The sequence below is a fragment of the Streptomyces sp. B8-7 genome, assembly GCF_058833805.1.
Window position 1 is genome coordinate 109,719 of the sequence record NZ_JBYRRL010000001.1, and the last position, 17,366, is coordinate 127,084.

The 17,366-nt window shown below is 74.0% G+C and carries 12 protein-coding genes and 1 riboswitch; of the genes, 7 read left to right on the forward strand and 5 right to left on the reverse strand.

The features are described 5' to 3' along the window. The first annotated feature begins 24 nt into the window (after nt 1-24). Nucleotides 25-2,184 (forward strand): DNA helicase RecQ, encoded by a 2,160-nt coding sequence (gene recQ, locus AC5K6T_RS00500; RefSeq protein WP_493204751.1) that lies wholly within the window; start codon nt 25-27, stop codon nt 2,182-2,184. Between the two features lie 220 nt (nt 2,185-2,404). Here recQ and AC5K6T_RS00505 read toward each other — a convergent pair whose 3' ends face one another. Then, nucleotides 2,405-3,346, reverse strand: coding sequence for a M56 family metallopeptidase (locus tag AC5K6T_RS00505; RefSeq protein WP_493204752.1), 942 nt, complete (start codon nt 3,344-3,346; stop codon nt 2,405-2,407). Nucleotides 3,347-3,790: 444 nt separating this feature from the next. After that, complete coding sequence (fahA, locus tag AC5K6T_RS00510) at nt 3,791-5,002, reverse strand: fumarylacetoacetase (protein ID WP_493204753.1); 1,212 nt, start codon at nt 5,000-5,002, stop codon at nt 3,791-3,793. A gap of 684 nt (nt 5,003-5,686) precedes the next feature. Here fahA and AC5K6T_RS00515 point away from each other — a divergent pair. Then, nucleotides 5,687-6,511 (forward strand): HAD family hydrolase, encoded by an 825-nt coding sequence (locus AC5K6T_RS00515; RefSeq protein WP_493204754.1) that lies wholly within the window; start codon nt 5,687-5,689, stop codon nt 6,509-6,511. A gap of 179 nt (nt 6,512-6,690) precedes the next feature. Here the strand turns inward: AC5K6T_RS00515 and AC5K6T_RS00520 are convergent, their stop codons facing one another. Continuing rightward, nucleotides 6,691-7,161 carry a transglycosylase SLT domain-containing protein gene (locus tag AC5K6T_RS00520; protein ID WP_493204755.1) on the reverse strand — a complete coding sequence of 157 codons (471 nt, stop codon included), beginning with the start codon at nt 7,159-7,161 and terminating at the stop codon, nt 6,691-6,693. Nucleotides 7,162-7,166: 5 nt separating this feature from the next. Then, a riboswitch (cyclic di-AMP (ydaO/yuaA leader) is annotated at nt 7,167-7,344 on the reverse strand. Between the two features lie 273 nt (nt 7,345-7,617). Beyond that, complete coding sequence (locus AC5K6T_RS00525) at nt 7,618-10,137, reverse strand: CocE/NonD family hydrolase (RefSeq protein ID WP_493204756.1); 2,520 nt, start codon at nt 10,135-10,137, stop codon at nt 7,618-7,620. Between the two features lie 220 nt (nt 10,138-10,357). Between AC5K6T_RS00525 and AC5K6T_RS00530 the strand changes: the two genes are divergently transcribed. The 5 genes from AC5K6T_RS00530 (at nt 10,358) to AC5K6T_RS00550 (ending at nt 16,824) form a co-directional block, all read left to right on the forward strand. Then, nucleotides 10,358-11,368, forward strand: coding sequence for a polyprenyl synthetase family protein (locus tag AC5K6T_RS00530; RefSeq protein ID WP_493204757.1), 1,011 nt, complete (start codon nt 10,358-10,360; stop codon nt 11,366-11,368). 430 nt (nt 11,369-11,798) lie between these two features. Beyond that, nucleotides 11,799-13,073, forward strand: coding sequence for a LolA family protein (locus AC5K6T_RS00535; RefSeq protein ID WP_493204758.1), 1,275 nt, complete (start codon nt 11,799-11,801; stop codon nt 13,071-13,073). Nucleotides 13,074-13,315: 242 nt separating this feature from the next. Further along, the gene (locus tag AC5K6T_RS00540) at nt 13,316-14,368 is read left to right on the forward strand and encodes an ABC transporter ATP-binding protein (RefSeq protein WP_493204759.1); all 1,053 of its coding nucleotides are present in this window, start codon (nt 13,316-13,318) and stop codon (nt 14,366-14,368) included. After that, nucleotides 14,355-15,254 (forward strand): ABC transporter permease, encoded by a 900-nt coding sequence (locus tag AC5K6T_RS00545; protein ID WP_493204760.1) that lies wholly within the window; start codon nt 14,355-14,357, stop codon nt 15,252-15,254. Before AC5K6T_RS00540 ends, AC5K6T_RS00545 begins: the two co-directional genes overlap by 14 nt. Before the next feature lie 361 nt (nt 15,255-15,615). Further along, nucleotides 15,616-16,824: a tetratricopeptide repeat protein gene (locus AC5K6T_RS00550; RefSeq protein ID WP_493204761.1), complete on the forward strand. Its 1,209-nt coding sequence runs from the start codon at nt 15,616-15,618 to the stop codon at nt 16,822-16,824. Between the two features lie 204 nt (nt 16,825-17,028). On the opposite strand, the gene AC5K6T_RS00555 is transcribed toward AC5K6T_RS00550, so the two are convergent. After that, on the reverse strand, nt 17,029-17,355 hold the full coding sequence (locus tag AC5K6T_RS00555; RefSeq protein WP_493204762.1) for a rhodanese-like domain-containing protein: 327 nt from the start codon (nt 17,353-17,355) through the stop codon (nt 17,029-17,031). Nucleotides 17,356-17,366 lie beyond the last annotated feature (11 nt).

Consider the following 17,366-nt stretch of genomic DNA (forward strand, 5'->3'; position numbering starts at 1 on the left):
GGGACGGCGTACGGGGGCACGGCGATGGGCGCGACGGGCGGGATCAGCGAGATGGCGGAGACGGCGGAGACGGCGGAGACGGCGGAGACGGTGGCGGAGACGGAGCCGGCTCGGAGGACGGAAGACCCGGCTCAGCGGGCCGCGACGGCCGAGGTGGCAGAGGCGGCCGGGACGGTCGAGCGGGGCGGGGCGGCGGACGCCCGGGCGGCGGGCAGCGAGGCCCTGGCCACCCTCCACCGGGTGTTCGGCTACGACGCCTTCCGCGGCGAGCAGGAAGCGGTCATCGAGCACGTCGTGGCCGGCGGCGACGCGGTCGTCCTCATGCCGACGGGCGGCGGCAAGTCGCTCTGCTACCAGATCCCCGCCCTGGTCAGACCGGGCACCGGCATCGTGGTCTCCCCGCTGATCGCGCTGATGCAGGACCAGGTGGACGCGCTGCGGGCGCTCGGGGTGCGGGCCGGGTTCGTCAACTCCACACAGGACTTCGACGAGCGCCGCCTGGTGGAGGCCGAGTTCCTGGCCGGCGAACTGGACCTGCTCTATCTGGCACCGGAGCGGCTGCGCCTGGACTCCACGCTGGAGCTGCTCGGCCGCGGCAAGATCTCCGTGTTCGCCATCGACGAGGCGCACTGCGTCGCCCAGTGGGGCCACGACTTCCGTCCCGACTACCTCGCCCTGTCCCTGCTGGGGGAGCGCTGGCCGGACGTGCCCCGCATCGCGCTCACGGCCACCGCCACCCGGGCCACCCACCGGGAGATCACCGAGCGGCTGCACATGCCTGCCGCCCGCCACTTCGAGGCCAGCTTCGACCGGCCCAACATCCAGTACCGCATCGTGCCGAAGGCCGAACCGAAGAAGCAGCTGCTGAGCTTCCTGAGAGAGGAGCACGCCGGGGACGCGGGCATCGTGTACTGCCTGTCGCGGAACTCGGTGGAGCGCATCGCCGAGTTCCTCTCCGCCAACGGCATCGAGGCCGTTCCCTACCACGCGGGACTGGACGCGGGCACCCGCGCCGCCCACCAGGCCAGGTTCCTGCGGGAGGACGGCCTGGTCGTGGTGGCGACCATCGCCTTCGGCATGGGCATCGACAAGCCCGACGTACGCTTCGTCGCCCATCTCGACCTGCCCAAGTCGGTGGAGGGCTACTACCAGGAGACGGGCCGGGCCGGTCGTGACGGACTCCCCTCCACGGCCTGGCTGGCCTACGGGCTGAACGACGTCATCCAGCAGCGCAAGATGATCCAGTCCGGCGAGGGCGACGAGGCGTTCCGCCGCCGCGCCGCCTCCCACCTGGACGGAATGCTCGCCCTCTGCGAGACCGCCCGCTGCCGGCGCGGGCAGCTCCTCGCCTACTTCGGCCAGGAACCCGCCGCGGCGGGCTGCGGGAACTGCGACACCTGCCTGGCCCCGCCGGAGACCTGGGACGGCACGGTCGCCGCACAGAAGGTGCTGTCGGCCGTGGTGCGCCTGCAGCGCGAGCGCGGGCAGAAGTTCGGTACCGGCCAGATCGTCGACATCCTGCTCGGCAAGCGCACCGGCAAGGTGATCCAGTTCGACCACGACCAGCTGTCCGTCTTCGGCATCGGCCAGGAGCTGACCGAGGGCGAATGGCGCGGTGTCGTCCGCCAGTTGCTGGCCCAGGGCCTGATAGCCGTCGAAGGGGAGTACGGCACGCTGGTGCTCACCGAGGCGAGCCGGTCGGTGCTGCGGCGCGAGCGGGAGGTGCCGCTGCGCAAGGAGCCGAAGAAGCCGGCCGCCGCGCGCTCGGGGTCGTCGTCCTCCGCCCGAGGCGAGCGCAGGGCCGCGACCACCGCGGCCGAGCTGCCCGCGGAGCTGCAGCCCGCCTTCGAGGCGCTTCGAGCGTGGCGCGCCGAGCAGGCCCGCGAGCAGGGCGTCCCCGCCTATGTCATCTTCCACGACGCCACCCTGCGGGAGATCGCCACCGCCTGGCCGGCCTCGCTGCGGGAGCTGGGCGGGGTCAGCGGGGTGGGGGAGAAGAAGCTGGCGACGTACGGGGAAGGCGTACTCGGGGTGCTGGCCTCGCTGAGCGGCCCGGCCGGCACGGCGGCCGCACCCGCGCCGGCCCCCGAGCCCGGACCGGCCGCGGCAGCCGGCCCCGCCGAGGCCGAACCGTACGACTGGCCGGACACGGACGCCGAACCGGAGCCGGACGACTGGGCGTAGCCGTCGGCAGGGGCGAGGGGCGAGGGCGTCGGCAGGCTCGGACGGAGCCTTGGAACCCGTCGACTGCGCCGGGCCCGCTCGGCGGCCGGAGGAAGGAGAGGGCCGAGGAAGGCGGGCCGAGGAGGGAGAGGAAGAGAAGACGGGCCGAGGGAGGAGAGGAAGAGGAGGAAGAGGAGACGGAGGAAGACCGAGGACGGGAAGGGCGGGAGAGGCGTTCCGGTCAGCTCAGTGCGGTCAGACCGGGTGCGAAGGTGATCAGCAGGGGCAGCAGGGGCACCAGTGCCGCGACCGTGGTCGTGAGGGCGCGCTGGCCGCGCTCCAGACGGGGCGGGGGCTGGAGCAGGCGGTCGACGCGCTCACCGAGCAGACGGTTGCTGGAGGCGCAGGACAGGACGCCGCGGTGCTGGTTCAGCTCGATCAGTGCCAGGGCCGTGGTCAGATGGCCGCACCGGCGGGACGCCGTGTCGTCGGCGGCGAGCTCCACGAGCCGACGGGTCTGGTCGCAGAAGTGGGTGAAGAGCGGCACCCGGGGAAACCCGCTGGCCAGGGCCGTCGACAGGTGCAGCAGCCAGTCGTGGTGGGCGCGGGCGTGACCGCGTTCGTGGGTGAGTACGGCGTCCAGCTGACGGTCGGTGAGACGGTGCAGGGCGCCTGTGGTGACGACCAGCTGCGGCGGATGGCCCGGCATCCACCAGGCGTCCGGGTACTCGTCCTCCAGCACGAGCAGGGGGCCCCGGGCGGCGGGAAGTCCGGCGGGCAGATCGGGTGCGCGCTCACGCAGGTGCGCGCGCGCCAGGCCGCGCCGCCGACGGGCCTCCACCAGCTCCCGGGCCAGCATCGCGGTGGTCCAGGCGGCTCCACAGGCCAGCAGGACGGTCAGGGCGGTGGCCCAGGCCGGGGCGCCCGAGACGTCGTCGTAGGCGGCGGTCACGGCCGCGGGCGCCGGGGCGAAGACATGGGCGCGAACGGTCTGGAAGACCGCGGCGGCACTGAGCACGAGGGCCGTGAGGCAACACAGCAGCACGGTCGCGACCAGGCATTGCCACACCCACAGCGCGACCACGGGCTCCCGCTCGGGCCAGTCGGCCCGGGTCAGGGCGCGAGGGGCTGGTACGGAGGCCGTCAGGGCGACGACGCTCAGCAGGAGCAGGCAGACGGTCATGCCACGGGCTCCGGATCCTGATCGGGAGTAGGGGCGGCTCGGGCGGGTGCGGACAGTGGTGCTGGTGCTGGTGCTGGTGCTGGTGCTGGGGCGGGCGTGGGGTGTGCGGACCGCGGGACGGGGGTGGGACGGGGACCGGGGGACGCGTCCCGCGTGGGCGGGGTGTGCGGGTGGGGCAGGCGGTGCGGAAGGTGCGAGGGCACGAGGATGCAACGGTGCGGTGCGGGCCCTGGCCCGGGCGCAGGGCACGGGCGGACGGCTCGCCGCCAGTATGACGGGGGCGAGCGCCGTGCGTAAGGAATCCGGCGGGAGCCGACGGAAGAGAGAGGAGGGGCGGAAGGGGGAGCGGGCGGGGCCGGGTGGCGTGGTCCGGCACGGTTCCGGCCGGGCCCGGCGGAACGGGGGGCGCGCCGTCCCGCCCGCTGTGCCTTCGTCAGCCTCCGGTCATCCGGCCACGATCCGCCCGGACACCTCGCCGAGTCCGATGCGGACGCCGTCCGGTCCCGGAGCCCACGCGGTGAGGGTGACGAGGTCGCCGTCCTCCAGGAAGGTCCGCTTGCCGTCGGGGAGTTCGAGGGGGTCGCGACCGTTCCAGGTCAGCTCCAGGAGGGAGCCGCGCTGCGCTTCGGCGGGGCCGCTGACCGTGCCGGACCCGTAGAAGTCACCCGTGCGCAGGGAGGCGCCGTTCACCGTCATGTGGGCGAGCTGCTGTGCGGCGGTCCAGTACATCGTGGAGAAGGGAGGCTCCGAGATGACGTGCCCGTTGACGGCGACGGAGATCCGCAGGTCGTAGCCGCAGGGCTCCTCGTCGGTGTCGTCGAGGTAGGGCAGCAGGGGGTGTGTGCGGGCCGGCGGGGCGACGCGCGCCTCCTCCAGTGCCTCGAGGGGAGTGATCCACGCCGACACGGAGGTGGCGAAGGACTTGCCGAGGAACGGGCCGAGGGGGACGTACTCCCAGGCCTGCAGGTCACGGGCGGACCAGTCGTTGAGAAGGCACAGGCCGAAGACGTGGTCGCGGAAGCCGCCCAGCGGCACCGGGCTGCCCATCGGGGACGGGGTGCCGACCACGAAGCCGACCTCGGCCTCGATGTCCAGCCGGACGGAGGGGCCGAAGACGGGCGCGGGATCGGCGGGGCCCTTGCGCTGGCCGGAGGGCCGTACGACATCGGTGCCGGAGACCACGATCGTGCCGGAGCGGCCGTGGTAGCCGATCGGCAGGTGCTTCCAGTTCGGGGTGAGGGAGTCCTCGGCGTCGGGGCGGAAGATCTGGCCGACGTTGCGGGCGTGGTTCTCGGACGCGTAGAAGTCGACGTAGTCCGCCACGGTGAAGGGCAGGTGCATCGTCACCGAGTCGAGCGGGTGCAGGTGCGGTTCGACCGTCTCCCGGTAGGAGGGCACGGTCACCCACGCGGTGAGCGCGCGACGGACGTCCGACCAGGCGGTGCGGCCGGCGGCCAGCAGCGGGTCGAGGGAGGGCTGGGCGAGCAGCAGGACATAGGGGGAGCCGAGGGCACGGGCCACCGCCCCCGCGTCGAGGACGTGGTCACCGAGCCGGACGCCGACGGTCCGCTCGGCCGGTTCTCCGGTGGAGAACACGCCGTACGGAAGGTTGTGCGGACCGAAGGGGTCGCCCTCGGGGACATCGAAGGGGGGCATGCGGTTCTGCCTCACTCTCGTGCGTGCCGTGTGCGGGGTCGTGCGCTCGCGTGCCGCGCGTTCGGGACGGCACGTGACTGGGCCACACGTTACGGCCGCGCCGCCCGGCATGGTCAGGGGGAGCGGCCGGAGTTTTCCCGCGTCGGGCGGCAAAACGGGGCACACCGCCGCCGGGCGCCGTCTGCCCGCCCCTGGTCGGGTGCCGACCGCACCGCCCCTGGTCGGGTGCCGTGCGTCGGCCGTGGACCGACGGCCGTCCCCGGCCTGAGGCCCGCGGTCCCACGTCCGCGGTCTCACCTCCACGCGGACGTCCACGCTCTGCGTCCACGCTCTGCGTCCGCGGTCTCACGTCCACGCTCTGACGTTCATGCCCTGATGCCCGCGGTCCGACGTACACGCTCCGACTCCGCTGTCTGACGCCCACGGACGGGCGTGCCCAGCCTGAGCTGAGGGCCTGTGCCTCGCGTCCGCCACGGGTGCCGGTCCCTCCCGCCGAGCGCCGTCGTGGGACGCGGTGCAGGTCAGGAGCGGCGTAGGTGGGCGCGAGGAGGCTCGGTCGCCCCGGTCGGGGGTGAAATGGCCCAGTGGGGTGGGGAGTTGGTGGGGCGCGTGGACGTGCGGGGGCGCATGGCGGAGTCCGGTTCACGCGGGGTCGAGGGGGCGGGCTGTCCGTATTCTCTGATCATGGCCGCACCCACCGCATATGCCGACCGCACTGAATTCTCGCTCGTCGCCACCGATCTGGACGGCACGCTGCTCCGCGGCGACGACACCTTCTCCGATCGGTCGCGTGCCGCTCTGGGGCTGGTGGCGGCGGCCGGAGCCCGTCATCTGGTGGTGACCGGCCGGCCGGCGCCCCGGGTCCGCCCGCTCCTGGAAGACCTGGACGGCGCGGGCCTCGCGGTGTGCGGGCAGGGCGCCCAGCTCTACGACGTGGAGTCCGACCGGCTGCTGTGGTCGGTCACGCTGGACCGGGAACTGGCAGAGACCGCGCTCGGCAAGATCGAGGCGGAGGTGGGCCAGGTCTTCGCGGCCGTGGACCAGGACGGCGTCGACGGGCTGACGCTCATCGAACCCGGCTACACCATGCCGCACCCCACCCTGCCCGCGCTGCGGGTCGAGCGGCGCGACGACCTGTGGTGCGAGCCGATCAGCAAGGTGCTGCTGCGGCACCATGCGCTGGGCGACGACGAGTTGGCAGGTGTGGCACGTGGCGTGGTGGGATCGCTCGCCACCGTGACCATGTCGGGGCCCGGGACGGTGGAGCTCCAGCCGTGCGGCGTCACCAAGGCGACGGGGCTGGCGCTGGCCGCCCGGCACCTCGGGCTGACCCCGGCGGACACCGTCGCCTTCGGCGACATGCCCAACGACATCCCCATGTTCGACTGGGCCGCGTACGGGGTCGCCATGGCCAACGCGCATCCCGAACTCAAGGCGGTCGCCGACGAGATCACCCGCTCGAACGAGGACGACGGCATCGCCGTCGTCCTCGAACGGCTCTACGGCTGAGCCCCGGCGGGGAATCCTGAGGGCTCGACGGCGCTCAGGGGTTCGGGCGTCCACCGGCCCGGAAGGCCGGAGACTGAGGCCCCGGAGTCCGAAGCCCGGAGCCCGGGCCCGTGATTCCGGGCACCCGGGCACCCGGGCCCGGGCCCGGGACCGGGACCGGGTCCGGGGACCAAGGGGGATCAGTAGGCGCCGAAGACGTTGTCGATGGACCCGTAGCGGGCCGCCGCGTAGTTGCAGGCGGCGGTGATGTTCGCCACCGGGTCGTACGGGTCGAAGGAGGTGCCGGGCACGTGGTACGCCGCGAAGGTCGGGTCGATGACCTGGAGCAGGCCCTTGGACGGGGTGCCGGCGGCGGCGTTGGAGTCCCAGTTGTTGATGGCGTAGGGGTTGCCCGACGACTCGCGCATGATGTTGCGGTAGATGCCGTTGTAGCTGCCCGGGATGCCGTGCTGGGCCATGACGTCGAGGGACTGGCGGATCCAGCCGTCGAGGTTGCTCGGGTAGACGGTCGCGGCCGTGGCGGCGGTGGGGGCGGCCGAGGCGCTGGTCGCGCCGACGATCGGCAGGGCCAGTACGGCGGCGCCCACTCCGGCGGCGGCGAGGGCGCGGGCGAGACGGCGGCGGCGGGGTGCGTGCGGGTGCGCAGGCATGGGGGATGTCCTCTCCGGCGCCTGCGAGGTGAGCTGTCGGGTTCGGGCGGAAAGGTGCCCGGCCGTGCCCCTGAAGGCATGGCTTCACCCCAAGCCGTGCCGTACGCCGTACTGGTACGACGTGCGGACCGGCGACCTACCTGGGTCCCCCGCTCCTGCCGCTGCGTTGGTCGTGTGGGATGCCGTGGGCGGCGGCAGGACTAGGCGTCCGCCCGGCTGGCCCGGAACGTATGCGAGAGCGCGTGTCGGAAACAAGTGCGCAATTCACGGAAAGCGGCGGGACTCCATGATCCGGGTAGTTTGTTCCACTTGATCCTTTATGGCGTTCGCCGTGCAATCGCACGGCGAGGCGGCCTTCTTGGCGTCGGGGCCGGTCCGGCCCGCGTCGGCCGCGGGGTGAGCCAACTCACCGTCAGTCACAAGAAGTGCAAAACGGGCATCTATCCCAACTCGGCCTCAACCGGCTGCCCGTGGAACCCGCTTCTCCCAGGTGCGGTGGAACACCACCTCGGCGCCCTCCGTGCAGACCACCTCGTCGACGGTGACGTAGTCCGTCTCGGAGCAGGTGATCTCCGACCGGGCGCGGACCGTGACGTCCCACCCCGCGTCGGGCCGGTGCAGCCGTACCGACCGCCGGGTGTGTGTCCGGGCCGACAGCGGGTCGCCGCCGCGGAGGGCGTACGTCTCCAGCGCCTCCTCGGTGACCTGGAGCCCGTCGGGGTGTACGTGCGTGCCGTCCGGGCCGGGAGAGATCTCCACGCGCCACCTGTCCCCGGCGACGTCCCGTGCCTCGAACCGGCCCGGCCGCGGCTCGTCCAGCGTCATCGGAAGGCTCACGCCGAGCGGCTCGGCCTGCTCGGGCTCCGCGAAGGCGACCGTGTCCCGCGCGGGCCGCGACCGCACCGGCAGCTCCAGCGTGCTGCCCGCGGGGTGCAGGGTGAAGCCGTACGCCGCGTCCGGCTCCGGCCAGATCCAGGGCCAGTAGGCGGAGGACACCGCGAGCCGGATGCGGTGACCGGGTGGGAAGGCGTATCCGGCGGCGCCCAGACCGACGGTCACCGTACGGGTGCCGGCTCCCGGGCCGAGGCGTGCCATCCCCCGGGTGACCAGCGTCGACGACCCGTCCGGTGCCACGTCGCACAGGCGGGCCACGACCAGTCCGCGCTGCTGGGCGCAGGTCAGCCGCAACCGCACCCGGGGCCGCCCCAGCACCCAGGTCTCCTCGCCCGCCGCGAACCCGAAGCACACCGACCGCGCGTCCTCCTCCCGCTGGTCGGGCGGAAGGTCGGCGTCGCCGCCCGCGGGCCGGAACCGGCCGGCGTCCAGGCCGGTGTGCAGCGGGGACCGCACGGCCACGGACGCGCCCCGGAGGGCGTACGTCACCGGGGTCACGTGCGGCGAGGGCCAGGCGGGCTCCCCGACCCAGCGGCCGGGCAGCGCCGGGGGCGCGGTGGCCGGGCGGTGCGCGCCGAGGACGTACGCGCGCAGCAGCGGGTCGCCGGGCACGCCGGTGTCGGCCCCCTTGAGCCAGTGGTCCCACCAGCGGAGGGTCTCCTGGAGGAAGCCGATCGCCGGGCCGGGCGGCGCGCTCCGGTCGGGGTACTGGCACGGCCAGGGCCCGATCAGCCCCCGGACCCGGTCCGCGGGCAGTCGCTCGATCAGGCTCAGCACGCCGTCCCGGTCCGGACCCGGCCAGCCGCCCACGGCCAGCACGGCGACACCACCGCCCGGGTCACCCGCGTCGCCCGCATCGCTGCCAGCGGCGTCCGCGCCGTCGCTGTAGCTGTCGCCGCCGCCGCTGTCGGTGTCGGTGCCGGTGCCGGTGCCGGTGCCGGTGTCGGTGTCGGTGTCGGTGTCGGTTTCAGTGTCGCTGCCGGGGCCGTTGTCGGTGTCGCGGCCGGCGGCCGTCGGCCCGTCGTGATGCGCTCCCTCCTCGGTGCTGCCCGCTGCGGGGCTCCCGCCGGGCAGGTCGCCGAGGGCCGGATGTGCGTTTCGGACGTGGCCCGGGCCGTCACCGCCGCCGGGACCTGCGGGCGGCGGCGTGCTCCGGTGCTTCAGCCAGGCGGGGGCGAGGGGCTCCACGGCGTTCAGGCGCTCCAGCCACAGGTCGCGCCAGGCCTCTCCGGCGTACCGCGGGTCGGGCGGGAGGGCCGCGCCCGCGAGTGCCGCGGCGGAGCGGACGTGCAGGTCCTCCGCGAGCGGGGGACCTGCGGTCGCGTACGGTCCGCTGCCACGGCGGCCCCGGCCGCGGTCGCGGCGGTCGTCGGGAGCGCACACCACGACGACCGCCTTCAGCGGCTCCGGCGCCAGAGCCGCCACCCGGAGGGAGATGAGGCCCCCGCGCGAGATGCCGAACATGCCGACCCCGCCGTCGCACCACGGCTGAGCCGCCAGCCAGTGCACGACCTCCACCCCGTCCGCCACCTCGGACGCCGTGACCTCGAACCCCGTGACCTCGAACCCCGTGACCTCGAACCCCGAGGTCTCGGCCCCCGGGACCGCTGCCGCGCCCGCTCCGTACGTTCGGTGCGGCGCGCGGGCCGTGGCCGGCCCGGTCGCCGCCGCCTCCGGCTTCCCGGGCGGCCGTCCGTCCGCGGGCAGGCCCTCGCTGTTGCCGTGCCCGCGAGCGTCGACCCGGACGCAGGCGTAGCCGTGCCCTGCGTACCAGGGGTGGCGCTGTGCGTCCCGGGCCGCGGTGGCGTCGGTCAGCCGGTCCGGTGCGTACTCCACCAGCACCGGGACGGGCTCCCCGTCCACCGGGCGCCACACGCGCGCATGCAGCAGCGTCCCGTCCGCGAGCGGTACGCGCAGATCCTCGTGAGTGATCTCGCGCGGAAAGGACGTACGGATGGACGGAGCGTGGCGCGCGGCATGGTGCACGGGGTGCTGTGGGGGGTCCTGCCGGGTGTGCTGCGGGGGGTCCTGCGGGGGGTCCTGCGGGGGGTCCTGCGGGGTGTGACGGACGGGGTGCTGCATGGCGTGATCCCTACGAGGCCGGGTGTTCTGTTAAGTCGATAAATGTCCGTTCCTATCGGTTGATCAGCAACATACCGGCCGTGCCGCAATACCGCCCGGCCTGCGGGGTGGGTGGCGGCAGTGATCGAATCGTGACCGGATACGCTGACTTGAGTGATGGCAGCGACCTATCGACAAACCGTGTAATCGCCGGTAGACACCAGCAGACAGGAGACCCCTCGTGACCGTCGTCGGGCCGTTCGGGCTGAGCGTGCGGGACCAGGCTCTGGAAGCCGATGTCCAGGCCGGATTGACGGCTGTCGAAGAAGGGTTGCTCGAAGCCACCAAGAGCGGGGTCCCCTTCATCACGGAGGCCGCCCAGCATCTGATGCGGGCCGGCGGCAAGAGGTTCCGGCCGCTGCTGGTGATGCTGGCCGCCCAGTTCGGCGACCCCTACGCGCCGGGAGTCGTGCCGTCGGCGGTGGTGGTCGAGCTCACCCACCTCGCGACGCTGTACCACGACGACGTGATGGACGAGGCGGCCGTGCGCCGCGGCGTGCCCAGCGCGAACACCCGCTGGGGCAACTCGGTCGCCGTCCTCACCGGTGACTTCCTCTTCGCCCGCGCCTCGCACATTCTGGCCGACCTGGGACCCGAGGCCGTACGGGTCCAGGCGGAGGCGTTCGAGCGCCTGGTCACCGGCCAGATCCTGGAGACGGCCGGCCCTGCGGACGGCCGCGACCCGGTCGACCACTACCTGGACGTGCTGAGCGGCAAGACGGGCTCCCTGGTGGCCGTCTCCTGCCGGTTCGGCGCGATGATGTCCGGGGCCGGTGAGACCGTCGTCGACGTCCTCACGCAGTACGGTGAGCGGCTCGGCGTCGCCTTCCAGCTCGCCGACGACGTCCTCGACATCGCCTCCGACTCCCACGAGTCCGGCAAGACGCCCGGCACCGACCTGCGCGAGGGCGTCCCCACCCTGCCCGTGCTGCGGCTGCGCGAGCGGGCGGCCCGGCTGGGTCTCGCCGAGGACCTCGCCCTGTGCGAGCTGCTCGACTCCGACCTCACCGACGACGCCCGGCACGCCGAGGCGCTCGCCGCCCTGCGGGCGCACCCGGCGCTGGAGCAGGCCCGCCGGGACACCGTCCGGTTCGCCTCCGAGGCGCGCGCCGCGCTGGCCCCGCTGCCGGAGTGCGACTCCAAGGCGGCCCTGGTCGAGCTCTGCGACGCGGTCGTGCACCGGGCCGGCTGACGCACGACGTACGACGTACGAGGCACGACCCTCGGTCGCTGGTCGCTGGTCGCTGGTCGCTGGTCGCTGGTCGGCGGTCACCGGCCGGCGACCGTTCCTCGTGTCGGCCCCGCCGCCCCGATGCCCGTCGCCCGTCGCGCAGCCTCCCCCGCCTGCCCGTCTCCCCGCCCCGGTGGCACCCCGGAGCGCGTCGCCCCGAGGGCCGCCGCCCTCGACCCTTACGGGTCGGGTGAGGTGCCGCCCTCCCGTGTCATACCGCAGGAGTACACGGAGTTGCCTCCGCGGAGTGACGCGCCATCACCCCTCCGCCTGGTCTGATGGAGGCCACACGGACAACACCACTCCTCACCGATCCGGGTGAGAATGGCGGCTGAGGGTGGACAGTGCGCACGAGCTGAACGGCCGCCGCCGACACGGAGGTAGGGCACACATGGCACCGTACGAATCCGACGAGAGCACCACCGTCGCGACGGCCGACGGCCCGAGCGCGGCACGGCGCAGGGCCGCGCGCTACGCGGTTCCGGCCGCGGTGACCGGCGTGGCGGCGGCGACCATCGGGCTCGTCCCGGCGCTCGCCAGTTCCGGCAGCCCCGACCTGCCGAGGATCACCGCCGAACAACTCGTCCAGAACATCGCCGAGTCGGACACCGAGCAGCTGTCCGGTACGGTCCGCATCAACACCGACCTGGGCCTGCCGGACCTCGGCGGGCTGGAGAGCGGACTGCTCGCCGGCGCCGCCGGCAGCGGCGGCGGCGACGGCTCCGCCGCCGACCCCTCGGCGCGGCTCACCGAACTGGCCTCCGGCACCCACACCCTGCGCGTGGCCGCCGACGGTCCGGAGCGGCAGAAGCTGTCCCTCCTGGAGGACGCCGCCGAGTACAGCGTCATCCACAACGGCAAGGACCTGTGGGGCTACGACAGCAAGTCCAACGAGGTCTACCACTCGACGACCGACGAGCCCGCCGCCCGGTCCGGCAGGACCGGGGAACTGCCCGCCATGCCGAAGGACTTCGCGAGCGAAGCCCTGAAGTCGGTCGACGACACGACCTCCGTGACCGTCGACGGCACCGCCCGGGTCGCCGGGCGCGACGCCTACAAGCTGGTGATCAAGCCCAAGCAGTCCGGCACGACGGTCGGCGCGATCAGCATCGCGGTGGACGCCGGGACATGGACCCCGCTGAAGTTCACGCTCACCCCGTCCAGCGGCGGCGCCGCCGTCCTGGACGTCGGCTTCACCCGGGTCGACTTCGCCAAGCCGGCCGCCTCCACCTTCGACTTCCGCCCGCCCAAGGGCGCCGAGGTCACCGAGGACGGAGAGTCCGGCGAGTCCGGCGAGTCCGGCCACGGCCCGGAGCCGACCGGCGACGGCCGCTTCGAGTTCGACGAGGGCGACCTGCCGCCGGGCGTCGAGGAGGGCTTCGCCGAGGGCGCCGAGGGCATGAAGACCATCGGCGAGGGCTGGAACACCGTCGTCGTCCTGGACACCGGCGGCGAGGGCATCCCGTCCGGCGCCGACCTCGGCGACGGGGCCGGCGCCTTCGGCGGCTTCCTGGACTCCCTGGGCGACAAGGCCAGCGGGAAGTTCGGCAAGGGCACGGTCTTCAAGACCCGTCTGATCAACGCCCTCGTCACCGACGACGGCACGGTCTACGTCGGCGCGGTCACCAAGGACGCGCTGGTCGAGGCGGCCGACTCGCAGCGATGACCGCGATCGCGGGCGCGTGCGCCGGGCAGTGAGTACCGTACGCGTACCACGAGTCGAGGAAGCCGGGGGAGCCCATGCGTGCGACGTCCGCCACGGAGGGACCCGGAAGCCAGGCCCAGGGGTGGCCGGAGAACGGCCACCGGCCACCCCCGGACAGCGACGGCGGACGGCCCCCGGAGACCGGCACCGAGGCGCCCCCGGCGGAGGGATCGGGGCGGCCGCCCGTGCGGGAGACGCCGCCCGTGCGCGAGGCCGCCGGGACGCAGCCCGCGCAGGCCCCCCGGGAGCGGCCCGCGCGCCGGGCGGAGCGGGCCGTACGCGACGCCGCGGAGGACGGCGGCCCGGTGGACGAGGGCAGTGCGGGCGGCGGCGTCATCGTCACCCGGGGCCTCACCAAGCGCTACCGCGGCGGGCACCTCGCCGTCGACGGTCTCGACCTGACCGTGCCGGAGGGCAGCGTGTTCGGCTTCCTCGGCCCCAACGGCTCCGGCAAGACCACCACCATCCGGATGCTGATGGGCCTGATCGAGCCCACCTCGGGCACCGCACGGGTGCTCGGCTGGCCCATGCCCCGTGCCGCGCGGACCGTGCTCCCGCAGGTGGGCGCGCTGATCGAGGGACCGGCCCTGTACGGGTTCCTGTCCGGCCGTGACAATCTGCTGCGCTACGACGCGGCCGACCCCACCGCCGACCCGCGCACCCGGCGGGCACGGGTCGCCGCCGCGCTGGACCGGGTGGGTCTCGCCGCCGCGGCGGGCAAGAAGGCCCGCGCGTACTCCCTCGGCATGAAGCAGCGGCTGGGTCTGGCCGCCGCCCTGCTCCAGCCGCGCCGTCTGCTCGTGCTCGACGAGCCGACCAACGGGCTCGACCCGCAGGGCATGCGGGAGATCCGCGCGCTCGTCAGGGAGCTCGCCGCCGACGGCACGACCGTGTTCCTGTCGTCCCATCTGCTCGACGAGATCGAGCAGGTGTGCACCCACGCCGCCGTGATGGCCCGCGGCCGCCTGATCATCCAGAGCGCCGTCGCCGACCTCGCCGCCGGGGCGCGCGGACGCCTGGTCGTCTCGACGCCGGACCCGGCGGATGCGGCCCGGGTGCTGAAGGAGCACGGTGTGGCCGATGTGGCCGTCGACGGGGACCGCGTCACGGGCGAGCCTCCCGAGCGGGAACTCTCCGAGCTCACGGCGGCGTTGGTGGAGGCAGGAGTGCGAGTGCGCGGATTCGGTGTCGAACGAGCCTCGCTGGAGGAGACGTTCGTGGCACTGACGGGGGAGGGCTTCGATGTCGCAGGCTGATCTGACCGCCGCGCCGCGAACCGCCCCGGCCGAAGCCCGTACGCCCGGCGTCCTGTGGAGCCTGGGTCTGCTGCGCAGCGAGCTGACGACGACCTTCCGGCGCTGGCGCACGCTCGCCCTGCTGGGCGTGCTGGCCGCGGTCCCGGTGCTGGTCGGCATCGCCGTGAAGATCGAGACCAGTGACGGCTCGTCCCTGGGCGGCGGGGGCGGCGAGGGACCGCCGTTCATCTCGCAGATCACCAACAACGGCCTGTTCCTGGTGTTCACGGCGCTCGCCGCGACCCTCCCCTTCTTCCTGCCGATGGCGGTCGGCGTGGTGGCGGGCGACGCCATCGCCGGTGAGGCGGGCGGAGGCACCCTGCGCTATCTGCTCGTCGCCCCGGCCGGCCGCTCCCGGCTGCTGCTCACCAAGTACGCCACCGTGATCGCCTTCTGTCTCGCGGCCACCCTGACGGTCGCGGCCTCGGCGCTGGTGGTGGGCGGCGTCCTCTTCCCGCTCGGTGAGCTGACGACCATCTCCGGCACCCGGATCAGTCTCTCCGAGGGCCTCGTCCGGGCCGTGCTGATCGCCCTGGTCGTCGCCGCCTCCCTGCTCGGGGTCGCGGCACTGGGGCTGTTCGTGTCGACACTGACCGGCAGCGGCATCGCGGCGATGGCGACGACCGTCGGCCTGCTGATCACCGTGCAGATCCTCGACCAGATACCCCAGTTGAGCGCGGTACACCCGTACCTCTTCTCGCACCACTGGCTGTCCTTCGCCGACCTGATGCGCGAGCCGGTCCACTGGGACGACCTGCGCGCCAACCTCGGCCTCCAGGCCCTCTACGCGGCGGTGTTCGGCACGGCGGCGTGGGCGAGGTTCACCACCAAGGACATCACCGCCTGACCGCCGCGGCAGGTGACCGCGCGGCCCGTGTCCGACTGACGGCGGGACAGCGTGACGGCGGGACGGCGGGACAGCGGGACAGCGGCAGCAGGTCCGCGGGACAGCGGCGCTCGCGCGCGGTCGTGCCCCGCCTCCCGCGGCCCTCGGCCACCGCGACCGCAGGGGAGTGGGAGGAAACGGGGCGCAGAGGCGGGGAGACGCGGAAGCGGTGGACGAGCGGTCGTCGCGGTGCCCGGCGGTCGCCCGCCGGTGCTTGGGACGAGGCTGTGACGCCGTGGTGACGCGGGCACCGGCAGTGAACGGAGAGACTCGACGGCAGGTGTCCGGGCGAGGTTCGCGGACGCAGGGAAGTGGGGGACCGATGACACCATCCAGCCGTGGCGGCCAGGTGCAGCAGCAGGCCGTCGCCGAGCCGCCGCCCGCCGGGCCGACGACGCCGCTCGACGTCCGGGTGACCGCGGACAGCGCCCTCGTCGACGGGGCGCGAGTGACCGCGGCCCCCGGCGAGGAGATCCAACGCGCCGTTCTGAAGCACCTGCACGCCCTCGCCCACTCCTCCGGCCGTACCGTCCTCGCCCTGGTCCACGACGAGCGCATCGGCTACGTGGTCCCCCTCCAGGTCGCCCCGGACGGCTCAAGCAGTTTCACCGGGGACCCGGTCCGGGCACGGCGGGGCGGTCCCCGGCCGGAGGCGTCGCCCGCCACAGAGGCGGTCCCGGGGCGGACCCCCGTCCCGGAGGCGCAGCGGCCCCCGGCGCCCACCGGGGGGTTCGGCCCGCCGCCGGCCATGGCCGGCCCCTCCTCGACGACCGAGCCGTCCGGTGCCCGGCCCCCGGCACGGCCGGTCCACTCGCCCTACGCCGCCCGCCCGGACCAGCCCCGGCCGGACGCCCCCAACCCCTACCTCCAGCCGACCGCGCCCCCTCGCCCGCCGCGGGAGCCGGGCTCGGGGCCGCTGCCGGAGGCAGGCCCCCGGCCGGGCCGGGCGCCGCATGCCGCGGCCGGCCCCGCGACGGTTCCGCACCCGCACCACGAGGCGGACTCCGCCCCGGCCGGACACACCCCGCCCCGGGGCTTCGACGCCGTGGCGGAAGCCGTGCTCGACGACGCCCCGGGCATCGCCGGCGGACCGCTCGCGGAGCCGATGGCCCGGATCAGCGAGGCCGTGCGGTCGGGACAGGTGACGGCAGCCGCGGAACTGGCGGAGCAGGCGCTCACGGCGGCGGCCCTGCACGCGGAGCACCCCGACACGCTGCGGCTGCGGGAGCTGGCCGCCTACATCGCCTATCTGGCCGGCGATGGTGCACGAGCCCTCGCACTCTCCCTCGACCTGGCCCGGATACACCATGGCAGGAACGACGCGGAGGCGGCGTACGGGAACGTTCAGAGCGCGGCGATGGCCTGGCGCGCGGTGCGCGACCCGCAGGAGGGCCTGCGCCTCGGCCGCGAACTCATCGACGTGTGGACGGAGCTGGCCTCCGGCGGCGGCCCCGCCGCCACCGACCGGGAGCGGCTGGAGTCGGCCCACGCCCGCATGGCCCGGCTCGCCGCCAGAGCCGGGCTCGGCTGACCGGCACGACAGGGCGAGCCGCCCGCGAGAGTGCACCGTGCCCGGTCGGCGGCCCTGCCGACCGGGCACGGTGCACGGAACGGTGCACGGAACGGTGCACGGAACGGTGCACGGAACGGTGTGCGGAACGGTGTGCGGACGTGTGACTGCCGGGGGGGGGGAGGGCAGCGCCGCGCCCCTCGGGTTGCCCTCTCCCCGGCCGGGTCAGGCGGACTCGGTGGGAAGGCCCGCCTCCACCCAGTCCTGGATGCCCTCCCGGTACTTGCGGACATCGGTGTATCCGAGAGCGGTCAGCCGGTCGGCGACCTGTCCGCTGTTGGGGCAGGCCGGGTTGGAGCAGTAGGTGACGATCGGGGCGTCACGGTCGGGGAGCAGAGCGGGCGCCTGGGCGGACACGTCGGCGAGGACCAGTTCGAGTGCACCCGGCAGGTGCTGTCTGGCGTAGTACTCGCCGCCCAGGGTGTCGAGGACGGTCACGCTGCCCGACTCCATGGCTGCCTTGAGCTCGTCCCGTGTGATGAGTGCGGTCATTCCCTGCCCCT